This is a genomic window from Clostridium sp. DL1XJH146 (genome assembly GCF_054819755.1).
On record NZ_JBTVVN010000002.1, the window covers coordinates 146,183 to 165,779 of the forward strand.

15 protein-coding genes are annotated in these 19,597 nt (G+C 30.2%); 1 reads left to right on the plus strand and 14 read right to left on the minus strand.

Going from position 1 to position 19,597, the window contains the following annotated elements; translation table 11 throughout:
* Window positions 1-131 precede the first annotated feature (131 nt).
* From yihA to carA, 10 genes are all read right to left on the minus strand, one after another.
* Complete coding sequence (gene yihA / locus ACVHXK_RS02235; RefSeq protein WP_461204723.1) at window positions 132-710, minus strand: ribosome biogenesis GTP-binding protein YihA/YsxC; 579 nt, start codon at window positions 708-710, stop codon at window positions 132-134.
* 4 nt (window positions 711-714) lie between these two features.
* Entirely contained in the window at window positions 715-3,033 is a 2,319-nt protein-coding gene (gene lon, locus ACVHXK_RS02240; protein ID WP_461204724.1) for an endopeptidase La, read from the minus strand.
* A gap of 129 nt (window positions 3,034-3,162) precedes the next feature.
* Window positions 3,163-4,842, minus strand: coding sequence for an ATP-dependent protease LonB (lonB, locus tag ACVHXK_RS02245; protein WP_461204751.1), 1,680 nt, complete (start codon window positions 4,840-4,842; stop codon window positions 3,163-3,165).
* Between the two features lie 123 nt (window positions 4,843-4,965).
* Window positions 4,966-6,258 carry an ATP-dependent Clp protease ATP-binding subunit ClpX gene (gene clpX, locus ACVHXK_RS02250; protein ID WP_461204725.1) on the minus strand — a complete coding sequence of 431 codons (1,293 nt, stop codon included), beginning with the start codon at window positions 6,256-6,258 and terminating at the stop codon, window positions 4,966-4,968.
* 21 nt (window positions 6,259-6,279) lie between these two features.
* The gene (gene clpP, locus ACVHXK_RS02255; protein WP_461204726.1) at window positions 6,280-6,864 is read right to left on the minus strand and encodes an ATP-dependent Clp endopeptidase proteolytic subunit ClpP; all 585 of its coding nucleotides are present in this window, start codon (window positions 6,862-6,864) and stop codon (window positions 6,280-6,282) included.
* A gap of 187 nt (window positions 6,865-7,051) precedes the next feature.
* Entirely contained in the window at window positions 7,052-8,356 is a 1,305-nt protein-coding gene (tig, locus tag ACVHXK_RS02260) for a trigger factor (protein WP_461204727.1), read from the minus strand.
* A 115-nt stretch (window positions 8,357-8,471) separates the two neighbouring features.
* Complete coding sequence (locus ACVHXK_RS02265) at window positions 8,472-9,263, minus strand: sugar phosphate isomerase/epimerase family protein (RefSeq protein WP_461204728.1); 792 nt, start codon at window positions 9,261-9,263, stop codon at window positions 8,472-8,474.
* Window positions 9,264-9,552: 289 nt separating this feature from the next.
* Window positions 9,553-10,410, minus strand: coding sequence for a hypothetical protein (locus tag ACVHXK_RS02270; protein ID WP_461204729.1), 858 nt, complete (start codon window positions 10,408-10,410; stop codon window positions 9,553-9,555).
* Window positions 10,411-10,610: 200 nt separating this feature from the next.
* Entirely contained in the window at window positions 10,611-13,802 is a 3,192-nt protein-coding gene (carB, locus tag ACVHXK_RS02275; RefSeq protein ID WP_461204730.1) for a carbamoyl-phosphate synthase (glutamine-hydrolyzing) large subunit, read from the minus strand.
* Between the two features lie 28 nt (window positions 13,803-13,830).
* Window positions 13,831-14,892, minus strand: a complete 1,062-nt coding sequence (gene carA, locus ACVHXK_RS02280; RefSeq protein WP_461204731.1) for a glutamine-hydrolyzing carbamoyl-phosphate synthase small subunit — start codon at window positions 14,890-14,892, stop codon at window positions 13,831-13,833.
* Between the two features lie 284 nt (window positions 14,893-15,176).
* On the opposite strand from carA, the gene pflA reads away from it, so the two are divergent.
* Window positions 15,177-15,893, plus strand: a complete 717-nt coding sequence (pflA, locus tag ACVHXK_RS02285) for a pyruvate formate-lyase-activating protein (protein ID WP_461204732.1) — start codon at window positions 15,177-15,179, stop codon at window positions 15,891-15,893.
* A gap of 17 nt (window positions 15,894-15,910) precedes the next feature.
* Here pflA and pyrE read toward each other — a convergent pair whose 3' ends face one another.
* The 4 genes from pyrE to pyrF all read right to left on the minus strand — a co-directional run bounded on the left by pyrE (window position 15,911) and on the right by pyrF (window position 19,369).
* Window positions 15,911-16,483: an orotate phosphoribosyltransferase gene (pyrE, locus tag ACVHXK_RS02290; protein WP_461204752.1), complete on the minus strand. Its 573-nt coding sequence runs from the start codon at window positions 16,481-16,483 to the stop codon at window positions 15,911-15,913.
* A 395-nt stretch (window positions 16,484-16,878) separates the two neighbouring features.
* Window positions 16,879-17,775: a dihydroorotate dehydrogenase gene (locus ACVHXK_RS02295; protein WP_461204733.1), complete on the minus strand. Its 897-nt coding sequence runs from the start codon at window positions 17,773-17,775 to the stop codon at window positions 16,879-16,881.
* Complete coding sequence (locus tag ACVHXK_RS02300; RefSeq protein ID WP_461204734.1) at window positions 17,768-18,499, minus strand: dihydroorotate dehydrogenase electron transfer subunit; 732 nt, start codon at window positions 18,497-18,499, stop codon at window positions 17,768-17,770. Before ACVHXK_RS02300 ends, ACVHXK_RS02295 begins: the two co-directional genes overlap by 8 nt.
* Window positions 18,500-19,369, minus strand: a complete 870-nt coding sequence (gene pyrF, locus ACVHXK_RS02305; protein WP_461204735.1) for an orotidine-5'-phosphate decarboxylase — start codon at window positions 19,367-19,369, stop codon at window positions 18,500-18,502.
* Between the last annotated feature and the right edge of the window lie 228 nt (window positions 19,370-19,597).

A 19,597-nucleotide genomic window follows, 5' to 3' on the forward strand; every position in this document is an offset into this window, starting at 1 on the left:
CTTTTCGATTATCTCTATATCATCTTTGGTTTAATATATATTATTCTTGCAATTCTTTTTTTGACACAAAAAAAAAACAGAATATTATAATATCCTGTTTTTAAAATTCATATTTTATTGTCCAAGTATTCTTATAGCTCATCAAAAGTATTTAAAATCTCTTCTATTCCAGTCTTTTTCAAAGCTGAGAAAAATATTAATCTATCTTCCTTACTAATATTTAACGTTTCTTTTATAATCTTTTTATTCTTATTTAATTCACTTTTTTTCAATTTGTCACTTTTCGTAGCAACAATTATAGCTTCATAATCAAAGTGTTTTATCCACTCATACATTGCAATATCGTCATTTGTTGGTTTATGTCTTGAATCCACCAACAAAATTATTCTTTTAAGTGGAATTCTGTCAGTTAAATATTTTTCAATCATTTTACCCCATTTTTCTTTTTCAACCTTAGACACTTTAGCAAATCCATATCCAGGCAAATCCACAAAATAAAACTGGTCATTAATCGTAAAAAAATTAATAAGTCTAGTTTTACCTGGTTTACCACTTGTTTTTGCTAATTTTTTTCTATTGCATATAGTATTTATCAATGAAGATTTCCCTACATTTGATCTACCAACGAATGCAATTTCAGTTTTATTATCTGTTGGATATTGTGAAGGACTAACTGCTGAGATTAAAAATTCTGATTTTTTTATTAACATCCACTTACTCCTTTATCAAAGCATATTCTAGTACTTCATCTATTTTTTCTGCTTTTATTATCTTCATTTTTTTTATAATTGATTTTGGTATTTTTTCTATATCTTTTTCATTAGCCTTAGGAATAATAATCGTATTAATCCCTGCTCTATAAGCTGCTAAAGATTTTTCCTTAAGTCCACCTATTGGCAGCACTCTTCCTGTCAATGTTATTTCACCTGTCATAGCTATATCATGCCGTATCTTCCTACCACTTAATGCAGAAATCATTGCAGTTATCATAGTCACTCCAGCTGATGGTCCATCTTTGGGAACAGCTCCTTCAGGAACATGAACATGGATATCAAATTTCTTATAGAAATCTTCATCAATATTATATTTAACTGCATTAGCTCTTACAAAAGTAAATCCAGCTTGAGCAGATTCTTTCATAACATCTCCAAGTTGACCTGTAAGTTGTAGATTTCCTTTACCAGACATTATCATTACTTCAACTGGAAGTGTATCACCACCATACCCAGTCCAAGCTAATCCAGTTACTACCCCAATTTTATCTACTTTGTCAACTTTTTCATAACTATAAATTTCTGCTCCTAAATATTTCTTAACATGATTAACAGAGACATTGACCTTTGTTTTATCTTCTTCAACTATTTCAGTAATAGCCTTTCTAATAACTGTAGCTATCTTTCTTTCTAAACCTCTTACTCCAGATTCTCTTGTATAGTTTTCAATAATATAGTATATTGCCCTATTTGAAAATGTGATCCTATCATCTTTGATACTATGCTCTTCTAGTTGTTTTGGTATTAAATGATTATTTGCAATATTATATTTTTCTTCGTATGTATAACCTGAAACATCTATTATTTCCATCCTATCTAATAATGGCCTTGGTATCGTGTCTAACCTATTAGCCGTAGTAATAAACATGACCTGAGATAAATCAAAATCCAGCTCTAAAAAATGGTCTCTAAAAGTATCATTCTGCTCAGCATCTAAAACTTCTAATAATGCATCTGCAGGGTCTCCCCTAAAATCATTGCTCATTTTATCTATTTCATCTAATAAAAACAATGGATTATTTGATTTTGCTTTTTTCATACCATAAATTATTCTACCAGGTATGGCTCCAACATAAGTTTTCCTATGTCCTCTTATCTCTGCTTCATCTCTTACTCCACCCAAAGACATTCGTACAAAATTTCTATTCACAGCTTTTGCAATTGATCTCGCTATTGATGTTTTACCTACCCCTGGAGGACCTACAAGACAGAGGATTGGTCCTTTTAATGTTTTACTTATTTTTTTTACTGCTAAATATTCAACTATTCTTTCTTTTACATCTTCTAATCCAAAGTGTTCAGATGCAAGAATTTCTCTTACTTTATCTAGTTCTAAACTTTCCTTTGTTTTCTTGTTCCAAGGAAGTTCTAAAATCCAGTCAAGATATGTTCTAATAACTCCACCTTCTGCTGAAAAAGACCCTATTTTAGATAGCCTATTTAATTCATAAAGTACTTTATCCTTTGCCTCTTTAGGAAGCTTTGCTTTTATTATTTTCTTTTTATATTCTTCTATCTCTAGTTTATCTTCATCTTGTTCTCCAAGTTCTTCTTGGATAACTTTTATTTTTTCCCTCAAAAAATATTCCTTTTGAGATTTATCAATTTGGCTCTTTACCTTTAGTCCGATTTTTCTTTCTACTTTTAATATTTCAATTTCTCTTTCTAATATTACAAGTAATTTTTCTAATCTATCCATAATATTAGTAGCTTCTAAAATCTGTTGTTTTAATTCTTCTGTCATTTTAATATATGAACTTATAACATCAGCAAATACGCCTGGTTCATCTATATCATCAATATTTAAAAAGGATTCAGTTGCTGAAATGCTTGATAATCTTATGTATTCTTCAAAAGAATTTTTTACTGATCTCATCATTGCTTCACATTCAGTAAAATCTTCGCACTCCTCTTCATTAATAACTTCTACTTCTGCTTCAAGATATGGCTCTTTCATATTATAAGCAATAAGTTTCGCTCTCTCTTCTCCTTCAACAAGAACCCTAACAGTATCACTCGGTAACTTAAGTATTTGTTTTATGTTACAAATCGTTCCTATTACATTAATATCTTTCTCGTCAGGTTCTTCAAGTTTAGCATCTACTTGAGAAGTTAAAAAAATCTTTTGATCTTTTAACATAGCTTCATCTAATGCTTTTAATGATTTTTCTCTACCTACATCAAAATGTATTACCATTTGAGGAAAAATAGTCAAACCTCTTAATGGTATTAATGGAAGATTCATTTTTTCTCTAGTCATCTAATCCCCTCATTTCTATATAACTTTTTTAATTAAATATACTATGCTATTATACAGATAAAAAGCTAAATTTTCAATTGTTTATACCATAAAAATGATATGATAACTACTTTTTTACATTTATAACTTCTAATCTGTATATGCTTTAGCTGATAGTACTCCATCATGCTCATCAATAGTATTTTTTTCAATAGTTATATTTTCTTTTATTAATGCTAGTTGTAATACTTCATTGATGCTTTTAACCGGTACAACTCTTATTTTATTATCAATATTCAACTGGCTATTCCAATTTTCATGAGGAATAATAACTAGCTCTGCACCTGCTTCATAAGCAGCTTTTATTTTTGCATTTACACCTCCAACTGGATTAACTTTGCCATAAATTGATATTTCTCCAGTCATAGCTACTTTATTGTTAACTTTAATTTTTTTTATAGCACTATATATGGCAGTTGCTATAGTTATTCCTGCTGATGGTCCATCCACTGGTAATCCACCTGACATATTAATGTGTACATAATAATTACTAATATTAATATCTAGTATATTTTGCAACACAGTCTCAACATTATCTAAAGATGCTCTTGCCGTACTTTTAGATATTGATTTCCTATTAAATTGCTTTATCTCTTCTTGTTCAATAATCCCTGTACAAACTATTTTCCCACATTCAGGTGAAACTTTTAGAGCAGCCGCCTCAACTCCAATCAAAGTTCCTAGTTCAGCACCATACACCGCTAAGCCATTAACACATCCTATTTGTGGTTTTTCCATTATCTTTTTATCAATTCTTTGCGAATAATGTCCATTTTCAATAACCCACATAATATCACTTAGTAAAATTTCATTTCTCTTATCACCAAATGCAATTCCTGCAGCAAGTTGAATTAAATTTACAGTATCTCTTCCATTAGCAGTGTATTTAGCTATTAATTCAATTGCATCTTTTTCAATTTTTATACCTATTTTATTTACTGCATTACTAGCTATAGATTGTACCTCATCACTAGATAGACTTCTAAAAAATATCTCCACACATCTTGAACGAATGGCAGGGCAAATTTCTTGGGGGCTTTTTGTTGTAGCACCAATTAATCTAAAATCAGCAGGTAACCCTTTATCAAATACTTCTTTTATATACAATGGTATATCTTTATCATCCGAATTATAATAAGCACTCTCAAGAAAGACTTTTCTATCTTCCATAACTTTTAATAACTTATTAGTCTCAATAGGATGTAATTCACCAATTTCATCAATAAACAATATACCTCCGTGAGCTTTAGTAACTGCACCTGGCTTAGGTTGTGGAATACCCATAATTCCTAATTGGCCAGCCCCTTGATATATAGGATCATGGACAGATCCTATTAAAGGATCAGCAATACTTCTCTCATCAAATCGTACAGTAGTAGCGTCTATTTCAATAAATTTTGCTTTATCCGAAAATGCTGAACCTTGATTTTTCTTTGCATAATCTAAAACTAATCTAGCGGCAGCTGTTTTTCCTACGCCAGGTGGTCCATATATTAAGACATGTTGTGGATTTGGTCCACAAAGAGCTGCTTTTAAAGCTTTTATACCATTTTCTTGACCTATAACTTCATCAAAACTTGAAGGTCTACTTTTCTCAGATAATGGTTCACTCAGGTTTAGCATTTCCATTTCTTTTAATTTTTCTATCTTTTTTTTAGAATCATTATTTACTATTACTTTATTGCTCTTGTTTTGTTTTAAAGCATTAAAAAAATACAAAGCAATAATAGAAGAAAACACCAAATTCGCAATAGCCAATACAGAAGCAATCATAATAACCCCTCCCTACATATTATCTCACTTTTGTATTATGTACATTATTTTATAATTTATTCCATTTAACTGTAGAAAGATTTTTTCCTGAAAATAAAAAAACACCGAAATATTCGGTGTTTAAGCTGTCTCTGTTCCTCTTGGCTTAGATTTTCTTTTTTTAGAGTTTATTTTTGGTCTTTTTTCTTCATCAGTAAAAACTAACTCTGGTTCTTTATTGTCAATAGTTTCTTTATTAATTTTTACTTTGATTATTTTCTCATTTGAAGGGATATCATACATAATATCTCTCATCACTTCTTCAATAATTGTCCTAAGACCCCTAGCTCCAGTTTTTCTACCAATAGCCTTTTCTGCTATAGCTAAAAGAGCTTCATTATTGAATTCTAGCTCAACATCATCCATCAATAGTAACTTTTTATATTGCTTAACCAAAGAATTTTTAGGTTCTTCAAGTATTTGTACTAAAGCATCTTTATCAAGTGAATTCAATGTTACAACAATAGGCACCCTTCCAATAAATTCTGGAATTAAACCAAATTTCAACAAATCACTTGGAATAATATCTTTTAGTAATATGCCAACATCCTTCTCATCTTTTGATTGAATACTTGCTCCAAATCCAAGACTAGAATTTCTTGTTCTTTTTTCTATTATTTTATCAACACCATCAAATGCACCTCCGCAAATAAAGAGTATATTTGCAGTATTAATCTGTATAAATTCTTGGTGTGGATGTTTTCTTCCACCTTGAGGAGGTACTGAAGAAATAGTTCCTTCTAATATCTTTAAAAGAGCTTGTTGAACTCCTTCACCAGATACATCTCTTGTAATAGATGGATTATCTGTTTTTCTAGCTATTTTATCAATTTCATCAATATAGATAATTCCTCTTTCAGCTTTCTCTATATCATAGTCTGCATTTTGAATTAACTTTAAAAGTATATTTTCTACATCTTCGCCAACATATCCTGCTTCTGTAAGAGTAGTCGCATCAGCTATTGCAAATGGTACATTTAAAAATTTCGCTAAAGTCTGCGCTAATAATGTTTTACCTGACCCTGTAGGTCCCAAAAGCAGTATATTACTTTTTTGAAGTTCTACATCTTCAAGTTTAACATTTGAATTTATTCTTTTATAGTGATTATATACTGCAACTGAAAGTGATTTTTTTGCTTCATCTTGACCTATTACATACTGGTCTAAATACTCTTTTATATCAATAGGTCTTGGTAGCGTTTCTGTTTCAAAATCTACAGTATCTTCAAATTCATCTGCAATAATCTCTGAGCATAATTCTATACACTCATCACAAATATATACACCTGGTCCAGCTATTAATCTTCTAACTTGCTCTTGGGTTTTACCACAAAATGAACATTTTAACTGCTTTTTATCATCGTATTTTGCCATTATTACACCTCACTAGGTAAATTACTTTCTAGAAATTATAACTTCGTCTATAAGCCCATATTCTTTTGCTTCTTGAGCCTCCATAAAATAATCTCTTTCTACATCTTTTTTTATTTTATCTAATGGTTGGTCTGTTCTTTCACTTAATATCCCATTTAACTTATCTTTCATTCTAACAATTCTCTTAGCATGTATATCTATATCAGTTGCTTGCCCTTGGAAACCACCTAATGGCTGATGAATCATAATTTCACTATTTGGCAAAGCAAATCTCTTTCCTTTTGCTCCTGCTGCAAGTAAGAAAGCTCCCATAGATGCTGCCATTCCTACACAAATCGTAGAAACATCAGGTTTTATATATTGAATTGTATCATATATTCCCATTCCTGATGTAATAGAACCACCTGGGCTATTTATATACAAGTATATATCCTTGTCAGGATCATCTGCTTCTAAGAATAGCAGCTGAGCAATAATTAATCCAGCTGTTACATCATTAACTTCTTCTCCTAAAAATATTATTCTATCTTTAAGTAATCTAGAATAAATATCATAAGATCTTTCACCTCTATTAGTCTGTTCAACTACTACTGGTACCAAACTCATTCAAAACCCTCCTATTCTATAATTATCCTTTTATTAATAATATACCACTCTTCTTCTTAATTATCACCTATTATTTAATAAGATATTCTTAATTTACTAATTTTGTAACTTGAAATTTTATAAAATAATTGCCAGATTCAGTCTGGCAATTATTTTATAGCTGTATATGCAATTTACTTTATTCTAATTAAGCAATTTCTTTAGCTTCTTCTACTAAGAAATTTATTACTTTTTCACTTACTATACTACTCTCTAAAGCATCTTTTTGCATATTCATTAATAAATCTACCATTTTGTTTACTTCTTCTTCTTCTTTTCCTGCAGTATATTGTTTTGCCATTTCTTTAGCTCTTTCTTTTAACTCTTCTTCAGTAACTTCAATGGTCTCAGCTTTGGAAATAGCTTCAAGTACAAGCCCACTTCTTACTTTCTTTTCAGCTGTTTCTTTCATCATTGCTCTTAAGCTTTCTTCTGTAGAATTAGTGTATTGTAAATACGTTGGTAAATCCATTCCTTGATAGCTTAATCTTTGTTCAAAATCTTTTATCATATAATCAATTTCTGAATTAATCATAACTTCTGGAATGTCAACTTCAGCATTATTTGTTACTGCATCAATTACTGCTTCTTCATATTCTTGTTTTTCTTTATTTTTATTTTCTTCTTCTTTTTTACTTCTAATATCTTGTTTTAATTCTTCAAGAGTTTCGAATTCTGAAGAATCATCAGCTAATTCATCATTTAATTCAGGTAATTCTTTTCCTTTAACTTCTTTGATTTCAACATCAAACTTTGCTTCTTTTCCATTTAATGTTTCTTGTCCGTAATTTTCAGGGAATGTTACTTTTACTTCAACTTTTTCTCCTGTTTTAACTCCAATCAATTGATCTTCAAAATTATCGATAAAAGAACCTGAGCCAATAACTAATTCAAAATCGGTCCCTTCTCCACCTTCAAAAGCCTCTTCTTCTATAAATCCTTTAAAATCTATAATAGCAGTATCGCCTTTTTCTATTGGAGCATCTTCTTTAACGAAAATTCTTGCATTTTTCTCTTGTAATGCTAATAATTCCTTTTCGATATCTTCATCAGTTACCACATAGCTAACTTTTTTAACTTCAACACCCTTGTATTCATTAAGGGTAACTTCTGGTTTTACAACTATTTCTGCTGAATAAATTAAATCTTTTCCTTCTTCTAATTGAACTATATCAATTTTAGGAGAATCTACAGGCTCTAAATTATTATCTTTAACTGCATTTGGATATGTATCATCAATGCAAAAGTTTACTGCATCCTCATAAAATACCCCTTCACCATAATGTCTTTTTATTATTTGCATAGGTGCTTTACCTTTTCTGAAACCAGGTATATTAAATCTTTTAACATTCTTTTTATAAGATTTTTTCATAGCTTCATCAAAATCAGCTTTCTCAACTGTTATTTCTAACTTTACAATATTATTCTCTACTTTTTCTAAATTAGTGTTCATATTTATATCCTCCTACTACCGATCATCTTATTTTTTGACTTCTAACATTATAACATACCTTCTTTAGTATTTACAGTAATTATTCAAGTTTTTTTGTCAAGTTATATTATATTATTTATAAAGAGTGATGTATCTTCTCTAAATAGTCTTTACACTTACTCAATTCAACATAATTTTCATAGTTATTTCTGTAAACTTCTATAATAGCTTCTCCATTATAATTAACTTTTTTAAGTTCAGAAAAAATCTCATTATAGTTGACTGCCCCATTACCAGGAAGCAAACAAACATTTTCATCATCGTAATCATTTATATGGAAGTTCACTAATTTATCACCCATTACTTTTATATAATCTATTGGGTTTTTCCTTGCTTTATTAGCCTGTTTTAAATCTAATGTAAAATATAACGGATTCTCAATTTTCTCTTTTAGTTCGCCAATAAAATTCAAATCTGAAGAAATGCACCAAGATACATTTTCCTGTGAAAATTTGATACCATTCTCAGCAGCAATATATGAAATCTCATTGTATCTATCAATAATTTCTGGCAGTGATAGTACATTTCTATCTACTAGTCTCATACCATGGAATGTATATGAATCTGCGCCGATTTTTTTCCCAAGTTTACATAAATCCGAAAAATATTTCATCATATCATCTCTTCGCCTTTTATATTTGCTAAACATAAAAGGTTCAAAAAAAGATGAAAAGCCATGAATTGATACTACTTTAAAGTTATGCTCATTAATCTTTTCTAAAAGAATATTTGCAAACTTGTCATTAAATTCACTTGGACTATTTATAAAAAGTTCTCCACAATCAAATCCTAAATTCTTCATTTTTTCCACAGAATCTTCAACATCCATGTCTGGATAAAAGCAAGCTGAAGACATACCTATTTTCATATAATCACCTCAATATATTATCATTTCACAGTTCACATTTCACATTTCACAGTGCAAATACTAATACCAATGCACAATGCACAATGCACAATTGTGGATGATTTTCTTCCCTTTGGTCAGAAAATCTTTAATTTAATAGTCAATTTTGCGTAGCATAAGATATACATTACTATAACACAACAAAAGTATCATCCAATAAAATAGGAAAAGTTTACTCCCCATATTGTATGATACTTCACTTTGTTTAATTATTCAATTATTGTATAATGTATTTTTATTTAATTTATATTTATTTTAAATACTTAACTTCTCCATCTATGTTTAATTCAAGTCCATTTTCAGTAATCTGACCATAAGTTATTGTCATACCATTATAAGTATCTTTAGATATGTGTTTTCCTGAATCAATTGTATACTGCCAAAGATATAATCTACCATTTTTATTAAACCAAGGTAAATTGCTTAAATACACTACTGTATTATCGTTTAAAAATACCGGCTGTGTCACCCAAATATACTCTGGATCAGTTTTTAATCTATCCTCCTTTGTATAAACCTTTTTACTAGATGATACATATTGCGGATTTGTTATATCTGTTACAGTTCCAAATGTATCTATTAGTAGCAATCGACTAGTATCTTTATCTAATAAAACTGCCTTTTGTTTACCAGCATTAATACTATACTGTAAATCTACACCTTCAATTGCTTCTATTGTTTTAACTTCATTATCCGTTTTAATAGAAACTATAACTTCTCCATTATTAGATAAAGTAATTATTTTTTTCTCTATATTAGTTATTTCAGGTTGTGCCAATTCTTCTGGAACATTTTCTTCATTTGTATTTTCTGGTTGATTTGCATCTGGTTGATTCATTTCTGATTGATCGCTTTCTTTCTGACTCGTGTCTTGTTGAGCTACGTCTTTATTTTCTACTACAACGCCTTCATTAGAATCAGCCTCTTTGTCATTGTTAACTACATTTGAAGTAAATACACTGCTAATTGTATTTCCAATATTACCTTTGAAAAGCAAAACAGAAAATAAAGCAATAATTAATATTGTAACAATAGAAAATCTTCTTCTTTTTTTTATTTTTCTCATTTTTTTATCATAATCTTTACTAAACATACTAGGTTTCGCCATCAAATCCCCTCCAAAACTAATAAATCAACAAAACAATCACTAAATAATCTCTATATTCACTTAATTTTTTATGACTCACATTGTTATTATACAAAAAAAGCCCTGAAATTTCAAAGTTTTCAAGACTTTTTTTATGTTTTTCCGTTATTTATTTCTTATTTCCAGTAATTATTATTGTTTTAGTCACCATTCGTATGAAATTAGTTGAAAAATTCATTTAAGGCATAAAAATTCAATTCTTTATTTTCTTTAAAATGGCTATTAGCTCTTAAATATAAATTGGCTGTATCAATACATGTAAAAGTTATTGTTTTATTTTCTGCTGCTTTTCTTCTTATTTTAAATCCATTTGTACCAACGATATTACCTTTAGTCGGCGTATTAATAATTAATGAAATTTCTCCCTTAGAAAGTAATTTAAATAGCTTCTCTATAGAAATTATTTCACAAGGAATCCCTGCTTTTTCAAGTACTTCACCTGTATTTTTAGATGCGTATATTTTTTTATAGTTATTATTATAATATTCCCTTACTGTTTCAATTCCCTCTTCTTTATCTACATCCTTCAATGATACATATAACGTTCCGCCATCATAAAATTTAAACCCTGCCCCTAAAAATCCTTTTAATATAGCCCCATCTAGATCTTTGTCAACGCCTAAAACTTCACCTGTAGATTTCATTTCAGGTCCTAAATATATATCTACATTTTCTAATTTTTCATTTGAAAATACAGGGAACTTCACTGCATGTAATTTCTTTTCTTTTCTTAGTCCTATACCATATCCAGCATCTATTAATTTTTTACCTAACATTACTTCAACTGCTAGTTTAACCATCGGTACTCCAGTTACTTTACTTAATATAGGTACTGTTCTTGATGCCCTAGGATTTACTTCAATTACATAGACTTCTTCACCATCAAATACATATTGAATATTCATTAATCCAACTGTTTTTAATGCTTTGGCAATTTTTTTAGTATTTTTAACTAGTTTATCTACTACTTCATCTGAAAGAGTAACCTCTGGGTATATTGTAATACTATCTCCTGAGTGTACGCCTGTTCTCTCTACATGTTCCATAATTCCCGGGATAAGAATATCTTCTCCATCACTAATTGCATCGACTTCTATCTCTACTCCTCTTACATATTTATCAATCAAAACAGGATGTTCTTCTGATGCTTTTACTGCCTCTGTCATATACCTAGTAAGGGCTTCTTTATCATAAACAATCTCCATACCTCTTCCACCAATTACATAAGAAGGTCTAACTACAACAGGATATCCTAATTTATCAACAACATCATATGCTGACTCAACGTTATATACAGCAGCTCCAGATGGGCTTTTAATTTCAAGTTGTTCTAGCAAATTACTAAATTTCTCTCTATCTTCTGCTAAATCGATAGAGTTAAAACTAGTTCCTAAAATTTTCACTTTCCTATCTTCTAACTTTTTAGCTAAATTTATTGCAGTTTGACCACCAAATTGCAATATTACGCCTTTAGGTTTTTCAGTATTTACTACATTCATAACATCATCAATATAAAGCGATTCAAAATACAATTTATCAGCGGTATCAAAATCTGTACTTACAGTTTCAGGGTTATTATTCATTATAATAGATTGATAACCAGCTTCTTTTATTGCCCACGCTCCGTGTACACAGCAATAATCAAATTCAATTCCTTGGCCTATTCTAATAGGTCCTGAACCTACAACTAATATCTTCTCGTTTTCTGAAATTATATTTTCATCTTCGTCATCATAACATGAATAATAATATGGTGTAACAGCCTCAAATTCTCCGCTACAAGTATCAACTATTTTATAAACAGGATAAATCTTTTTTAGTTTTCTAAATATCTCTATTTTTTTAACATCTATATTAGAAAGTGTGCTAATTTGCTCATTAGTAAATCCCATACTACAAGCTTCTGCTATTAGTTCGTCATCAATAAATTTACTTTGCAATTTTTTCTCTACTTGCACTATATTATTAAAACCATCTAAAAACCACATATCTATTGAGGTCAAGTTATGAATTTCTTCTTGCGTAATTCCTCTTCTAAGTGCTTCTGATACTGCAAATATTCTATCATCATCTTGCTTTTTAATCTTTTTTATTAATTCATCATCATTCATTTCAGTAATATAATCCAAATTCAAACCAATTAGTTTACTTTCAAGACAAGTGAGTGCTTTTAAAAATGCACTTTCAAAACTTCTATCTATAGCCATAGCCTCTCCAGTAGCCTTCATCTGTGTTCCTAATTTTCTTTCAGCTGTTACAAATTTATTAAATGGCCATTTAGGAATTTTTACTACTATATAGTCTAATGCTGGTTCAAAACATGCACTTGAATTCTGCGTAACATAGTTTTTAAGCTCATCTAAACTATATCCTATAGCTATCTTTGCTGCTATCTTTGAAATAGGATATCCCGCTGCCTTAGATGCTAATGCTGAAGAACGACTAACTCTTGGATTAACTTCAATTACAATATAATCACTACTCTTAGGATCTAGTGCAAATTGAATATTACATCCACCTTCAATTTTCAAACTTCTTATTATCTTAAGAGCAGATTTTCTAAGCATATGGTACTCAGTATCCCTTAAAGTTTGAGAAGGAGCTACTACTATACTATCTCCTGTATGAACTCCAACAGGGTCTATATTCTCCATATTACATACTATAATACAATTGTCTTTAGCATCTCTCATAACCTCATATTCAAGTTCTTTCCAACCTGCAACACTTTTTTCTACTAGGATTTGAGTTATAGGACTCATATGTAGTCCTCTCTCGCAAATTTCTAAATATTCTTCCATGGTTTCAGCTATGCCACCACCAGTTCCTCCTAATGTATATGCAGGTCTGATAATCATAGGTAATCCAACTTTTCCTACAAAATCTATACATTCATCCATATTAGTTGCTATTGTACTATGGGGAATAGGCTCTCCAATTTCTAGCATCAGTTCTTTAAATTCATCTCTATCTTCTGCTTTTTTTATTGCTTCATTATTAATTCCAAGAAGTTTTACATTATTTTCTGTAAGAATTCCTTTTTCATCTAATTCCATGGCAATATTAAGAGCTGTTTGACCTCCAAATCCCGCAAGAATTCCATCAGGCTTTTCTTGTTCAATAATTTTGCCAACACATTCAACAGTTAATGGCTCTATATATACCTTATCTGCCATATTAAAATCTGTCATAATTGTTGCTGGATTACTATTTACAAGAACAGTCTCTATTCCTTCTTCTTTTATAGCTTTACAAGCTTGTGTACCTGAATAATCAAATTCAGCCGCTTGACCAATAATTATAGGTCCCGAACCTAGTATCATAACTTTTTTTAAACTTTTATCTAATGGCATCTTATTTCCTCCTATTATTACACTAGTATTATTTTACAAGATTCATCAACTTATCAAAAAGGTATGCTGAGTCTGTTGGTCCTGGTGCTCCTTCTGGATGAAATTGCACTGAATAAACCGGCAATGTTTTATGTTTCATTCCTTCTACTGTATCATCATTTAAATTCCTATGTGTGATTATCATATCAGTATTTTCCAAGCTCTCACTAGATACTGCATATCCATGATTTTGAGAAGTTATAGAAGCTCTATCTAAATCAAGATCAATAATTCCATGATTGCCGCCTCTATGTCCAAATTTCATTTTATATGTATCAGCTCCTACTGCTAAAGCTAAAAGCTGATGTCCTAAACAAATCCCAAAGGTAGGATAAATCTTTATAATTTCACTAATAACTTCTGTAACTTCTATAATATCCTTAGGGTCTCCAGGTCCATTACTGAGTAGCACTCCATCTGGATTTATTTTTTTAATTTCATCAAAGGTTGAATTATAGGGCATAATATATATATCACAATTTCTATCTTTTAAATTTCTAATTATATTCTTTTTTGAACCAAAATCCATAACAACAATTTTGGGTCCATGCCCTTCTATATGGATTACTTCTTTAGTACTAACTTTATCAACTACATATTTATCAATTTCAGTATTATCAATGATACTTATAATGTCCATATTAGACATTTCTTCCGTTGAAATAACACATTTCATCGTACCGCTATTTCTTATTTTACGGGTTATTTTTCTAGTATCTATGCCACTTATTCCTACAATATTGTTTTCTTTTAAAAAGCTATCTAATGAACCTTCATTTAGATAGTTTGATGGACTATTGCATAATGTTTTTACTATAAATCCCTTAGCATGAATGTCATTAGATTCCACTTCATATTTATTCACACCATAATTGCCGATTAAAGGGTAAGTCATATTTATTATTTGCCCCGCATAAGATGGGTCTGTTAATATTTCTTGATATCCTGTCATAGAAGTATTAAAAACAATTTCACCCACTGCAGTCCCTGTAGCCCCAAAACCTTTTCCTATTAATAATGTTCCATCTTCAAGATATAAAAATGCTTTCAATATCAATACCTCCTAAATCCACTTGCATATTTTTACTGTTTCAATTAATTAAATTGATCTATTTAATTTATTCAATTTATATTTATACATTAATTTTTATATTTATACATAGACTATCATTTAATTTTTACCTTGTCAATACGAATTGATATTTTCTCTCTTTAGTGTTAAAATTCTAATACTACTTCTAATTTAGAAGAATTTAAAGTTTCATTACAAAAGTTTATATTAAAAAATACATTTTTTATAGATAAACTCAAATCCATATGAAAGCAGGTTTTCCAATGATAAAAGGCAGAATTCACTCTTTTGAAAGTATGGGCCTTCTTGATGGTCCTGGAATAAGAAATGTAGTATTTCTTCAAGGTTGCAATCTACGATGTTCCTATTGTCATAACCCAGATACCTGGAAATTTAACGAAGGCTTCGAAACTACCCCACAAGAACTTATAAAAAAGATTTTAAGATATAAATCTTATTTCAAAAACGGTGGTGGGGTAACATTCTCTGGTGGTGAACCACTAATGCAACCAGAATTTCTTATAGAATGTTTAAAACTTTGCAAAGAAAATAATATTCATACTGTTATCGACACATCCGGGTGTGGTTATAACCACCACAAAGAAATTTTAAAATATACAGATCTTGTTTTACTTGACATAAAACACATCACAGATGAAGATTTTAAATCTCTAACAGGTGTTAATAAAAAACTATTAGATAATTTTATTATTTCTTTAAATGAATCTAACACTAAAGTATGGATACGCCATGTTGTAGTTCCAAATTTAACCGATTCAGAAGAACATATACTGAAACTCGCTAACATAATAAAGACTATTAAAAATGTAGAAAAAATCGAATTACTTCCTTATCATCAATTAGGCGAAAATAAATATGATATATTAAAATATGATTACAAACTCAAATCAACGCCAGCTATGGATAAAGAACGTTGCAAAGAACTAGAAACAATTTTACGTACAGAAGTAGGAGTATAAACTCCTACTTTTTTCAACTATTTTATATTTCTACTGCCTGGTTTTATGTATTCAATTCCAGCTTTACATAAAGGACATTCATGTTTATCAAAACTTTCAATTTCTAATTCTAATGAACTGTATATAGGTAAGTCAACAACACTACTTTTTCTATCAACTATACAACATATTCCTATTACCTCAGCCCCAAAACTTTCAATAACTTTTGCTGTTTCTAATGAAGATTTACCTGTAGTCACAACATCTTCAACTATTAAAACCTTTTGCCCCTCTTTTATTTCAAAGCCTCTTCTTAATGTCATCTCTCCATCTACTCTTTCAGTAAATATTGCAGGCACTCCAAGTTGTTTTCCAAGCTCATATGCAACCACAATTCCACCCATAGCAGGCCCAACAACCAAATCAACTTCTACTGATACTAATTTATCTTTAATTACACTAACAACTTTCTCAGCTTTGTCTCCATACTGAAGTAGTTTAGCACATTGACAATATCTATTACTATGTTTCCCAGATGACAATAAAAAATGCCCCTCTAGTAAAGCTTCACTTTCTTTTAAAATTTCTAAAACATTAATATTTTCCACAATAATACCCCCTTTTAATTGATTAATGTACAATTTAAGTGATTAATGCACAATGCACAATGTACAATGCACAATGCACAATTAAGGATGATTCTCTCCCGTTGGTCGAGAATCTTTATTTTAATTGATTAATTTATTAATTGATTAATTTATTAATTGCTTAATTGATTAATTATTTACTTAGCCTATTCTATTAAACCAGCAATGTTTTAGCAACGCTAAAACGAGCACTTAATTCAAAGATTTTCTGACCAAAGGGAAGAAAATCAACCACAATTGCTAATTGCAAATTGCAAATTGCAAATTGCAAATTCAACACTTCACACTTCACACTTCACACTTCACACTTCACACTTCACACTTCACACTTCACACTTCACACTTCACACTTCACTCCATTATACAATTCCTCTTATTTCATTTAGGTCTTTTATTCCTTCATCTTGCATATACTTCTCAATTCCTTCTACAATTTCTTTTGCTGCATAAGGATTTGAAAAATTTGCTGTTCCAACTTGTATTGCTTCAGCACCAGCCATTATGAACTCTATGGCATCCTTCCAATTCATAATGCCACCCATTCCTACTACAGGAACATTGACAGCTTTGCAAACTTCATAAACCATTCTTAAAGCTATTGGTTTTATAGCTGGTCCAGAGAGGCCTGCTGTTTTATTATTAAAAATTGCTTTTCTCTTTTTTATATCAATTGCAAGAGCATTGAAAGTGTTAACTAATGATATACTATCAGCCCCTGCTTCGCAACATTTTTCTGCCATCTTTACTATATTTTCAGCATTAGGTGACAACTTTACCATTAGTGGTTTAGTACAAACTTTTCTTACTTCCTTGACAGCTTCAAAAGCAATATCTTCTTTTATACCAAAAGCCATACCACCATGTTTTACATTAGGACAAGAAATATTCAGTTCCAAAATATCTATATCAACTTCATTAAGAAGTTTTACGCCTTCTATATAGTCTTCAATTGTTCCTCCGCCTAAATTTGCAATTACAGCCGTATTAAACTTTTTCATAGTTTGAAGTTCTTTTTTTATAAAGCTTTCTACTCCTGGATTTTGAAGTCCAACGGAATTCATTATTCCACTCTTAGTTTCATAAATTCTAATGCCATCATTTCCTTCTTTTTTCTTAATGGTAAGACCTTTAGAAGAAATACCTCCTAGTATACCAACATCATAAAATTGATTATATTCATCTCCAAATCCAAATGTTCCTGAAGCTGCAATTACTGGATTTTTTAATTTTACGCCACCTATATTAACTTCAGTCATTTAGCACCAAATCCTTTCCATTAAAAACTGGACCTTCTATACAAGTTCTCTTATTGCCTTCTTTTGTTTTACAAGTGCAAACTAGACACGCTCCTATACCACAAGCCATTCTCTTTTCTGTAGAAACAAAAACATCAACATCCTTTTCTATACACATTTTAATAACTTTGTTCATCATAATTTCAGGTCCACAACAAAGTACAGTATCATATTTTTGTGGCTGAAAATAATCTGTTACATATCCCTTGTTACCTATACTTCCATCTTCTGTTGAAATAATCAAGTTATCTACCTGTTTCTCTATTTCTTCTAATCCATAAGTATAGTTTCTAAAACCTGCATACACATCTATTTGTGATGCTTTTAATTTTTTTGTAAGATAATTTATAGGGGCAATTCCTATACCACCTGCTACTATTGCAATTTTTTCTCCGTATTTCTCATCAAAAGAATTACCAAGTGGCCCCATTATCTGAAGAGAATCTCCTTTATGAAGACAAGCAAGTTCCTTTGTTCCATCTCCTAATGTAGCATAAAGAAAAGAAATTGATTCTTCCTTTATATCATATATGCTTATTGGTCTAGGTAGCAATTTATCATTCCCACAGCCCTTTAGCATATAAAACTGTCCCGGTTTTCCTTCAAATTTACCTTCTATAGTTAACTGATATATACCATCTGCTTTTTTTATATTATCAATTATCTTCTCTGTTGTGCAAATCATCTATTTCTCTCCTTTGAAACTATTTATATCATCCCTCATCTTAATTACTGCCTCTCTTGCACACTGGGCAAATCTTTTTTCTCCATCTTTTTCTTTTTTATATGAAAGTAAAATCCCTCTAGATGAATTTACAATACCACCATTACCACACTCTAGATAACTTTTTATGTCTTCTCCCTTTCCACCTTGAGCACCATAGCCAGGTATCAAGAAATATGTTCCTTTCAACTTTTCTCTTATAGCTTTTGCATCTAATGAATTTGTACACCCTACAACTCCACCAACTGAACTATATCCACAACTACCTAAATATTCTTTTCCGAACTCTTCAACTTTTTCTCCGATAACCTCATAAAAATATTTATCTTCCTTATTCTTTTTATATTGAAAATCTGCTGATCCACTATTAGAAGTCTTAACTAAAACAAATAAACCTTTTTCTTTTTTAGCCATGTACTCACTATATGGTTCTATACTATCCATTCCCATATAAGGACTTATTGTCATAAAATCAGCCTCAAATTCTCCTGTAAAATGTGCTTTTGCATACATCTGGGCTGTCTTTGATATATCTCCTCTTTTTACATCAGCAATGATTAAATTATCTTTTTTTCTTAAATATTCTAAAGTCCTTGCATAAGCATCCATACCTTGTAACCCTATAGCTTCATAGTAAGCAATTTGAACTTTAAAAATTGCTGCTAAATCCTCTGTTGCATCTATTATTTCTTTATTGAAAGAAAATATTTTATCACTTACAGTACTAAACTTATTAGAAAATTCTTCTGGTATATAATCTAAAGCAGTATCAAGTCCTACACATACATTTCCTTTTTTCTCTACTCTTTCATATAATTTATCTATTATCATTGTTTAAACACCCCTTTTAATTCAATGCACAATGCACAATTCACAATGCACAATTGATGATGTTTCTCTTCCTTCGTCAGAGAAACTTTTATTTAATTTAAAAAATTTTACGTTACTTAAGCTATATATTACTGAAAGGCAATCTACCCAAGTCCAACATCTCAGACTTTTGTGAGTTTTGGAATTGCATAGATTTATAGTTGAAGTTGTATATCTAATAATCAACCT

Bases quoted from the DNA above. Each gene is read 5' to 3' on its own strand.
- ACVHXK_RS02300 (WP_461204734.1), bottom strand. From the start codon at position 18,499: ATGATTTGCACAACAGAGAAGATAATTGATAATATAAAAAAAGCAGAT.
- pflA (WP_461204732.1), top strand. From the start codon at position 15,177: ATGATAAAAGGCAGAATTCACTCTTTTGAAAGTATGGGCCTTCTTGAT.
- tig (WP_461204727.1), bottom strand. From the start codon at position 8,356: ATGAACACTAATTTAGAAAAAGTAGAGAATAATATTGTAAAGTTAGAA.
- clpX (WP_461204725.1), bottom strand. From the start codon at position 6,258: ATGGCAAAATACGATGATAAAAAGCAGTTAAAATGTTCATTTTGTGGT.
- ACVHXK_RS02270 (WP_461204729.1), bottom strand. From the start codon at position 10,410: ATGGCGAAACCTAGTATGTTTAGTAAAGATTATGATAAAAAAATGAGA.
- yihA (WP_461204723.1), bottom strand. From the start codon at position 710: ATGTTAATAAAAAAATCAGAATTTTTAATCTCAGCAGTTAGTCCTTCA.
- clpP (WP_461204726.1), bottom strand. From the start codon at position 6,864: ATGAGTTTGGTACCAGTAGTAGTTGAACAGACTAATAGAGGTGAAAGA.
- ACVHXK_RS02295 (WP_461204733.1), bottom strand. From the start codon at position 17,775: ATGACTGAAGTTAATATAGGTGGCGTAAAATTAAAAAATCCAGTAATT.
- ACVHXK_RS02265 (WP_461204728.1), bottom strand. From the start codon at position 9,263: ATGAAAATAGGTATGTCTTCAGCTTGCTTTTATCCAGACATGGATGTT.
- lon (WP_461204724.1), bottom strand. From the start codon at position 3,033: ATGACTAGAGAAAAAATGAATCTTCCATTAATACCATTAAGAGGTTTG.
- carB (WP_461204730.1), bottom strand. From the start codon at position 13,802: ATGCCATTAGATAAAAGTTTAAAAAAAGTTATGATACTAGGTTCGGGA.
- pyrF (WP_461204735.1), bottom strand. From the start codon at position 19,369: ATGATAATAGATAAATTATATGAAAGAGTAGAGAAAAAAGGAAATGTA.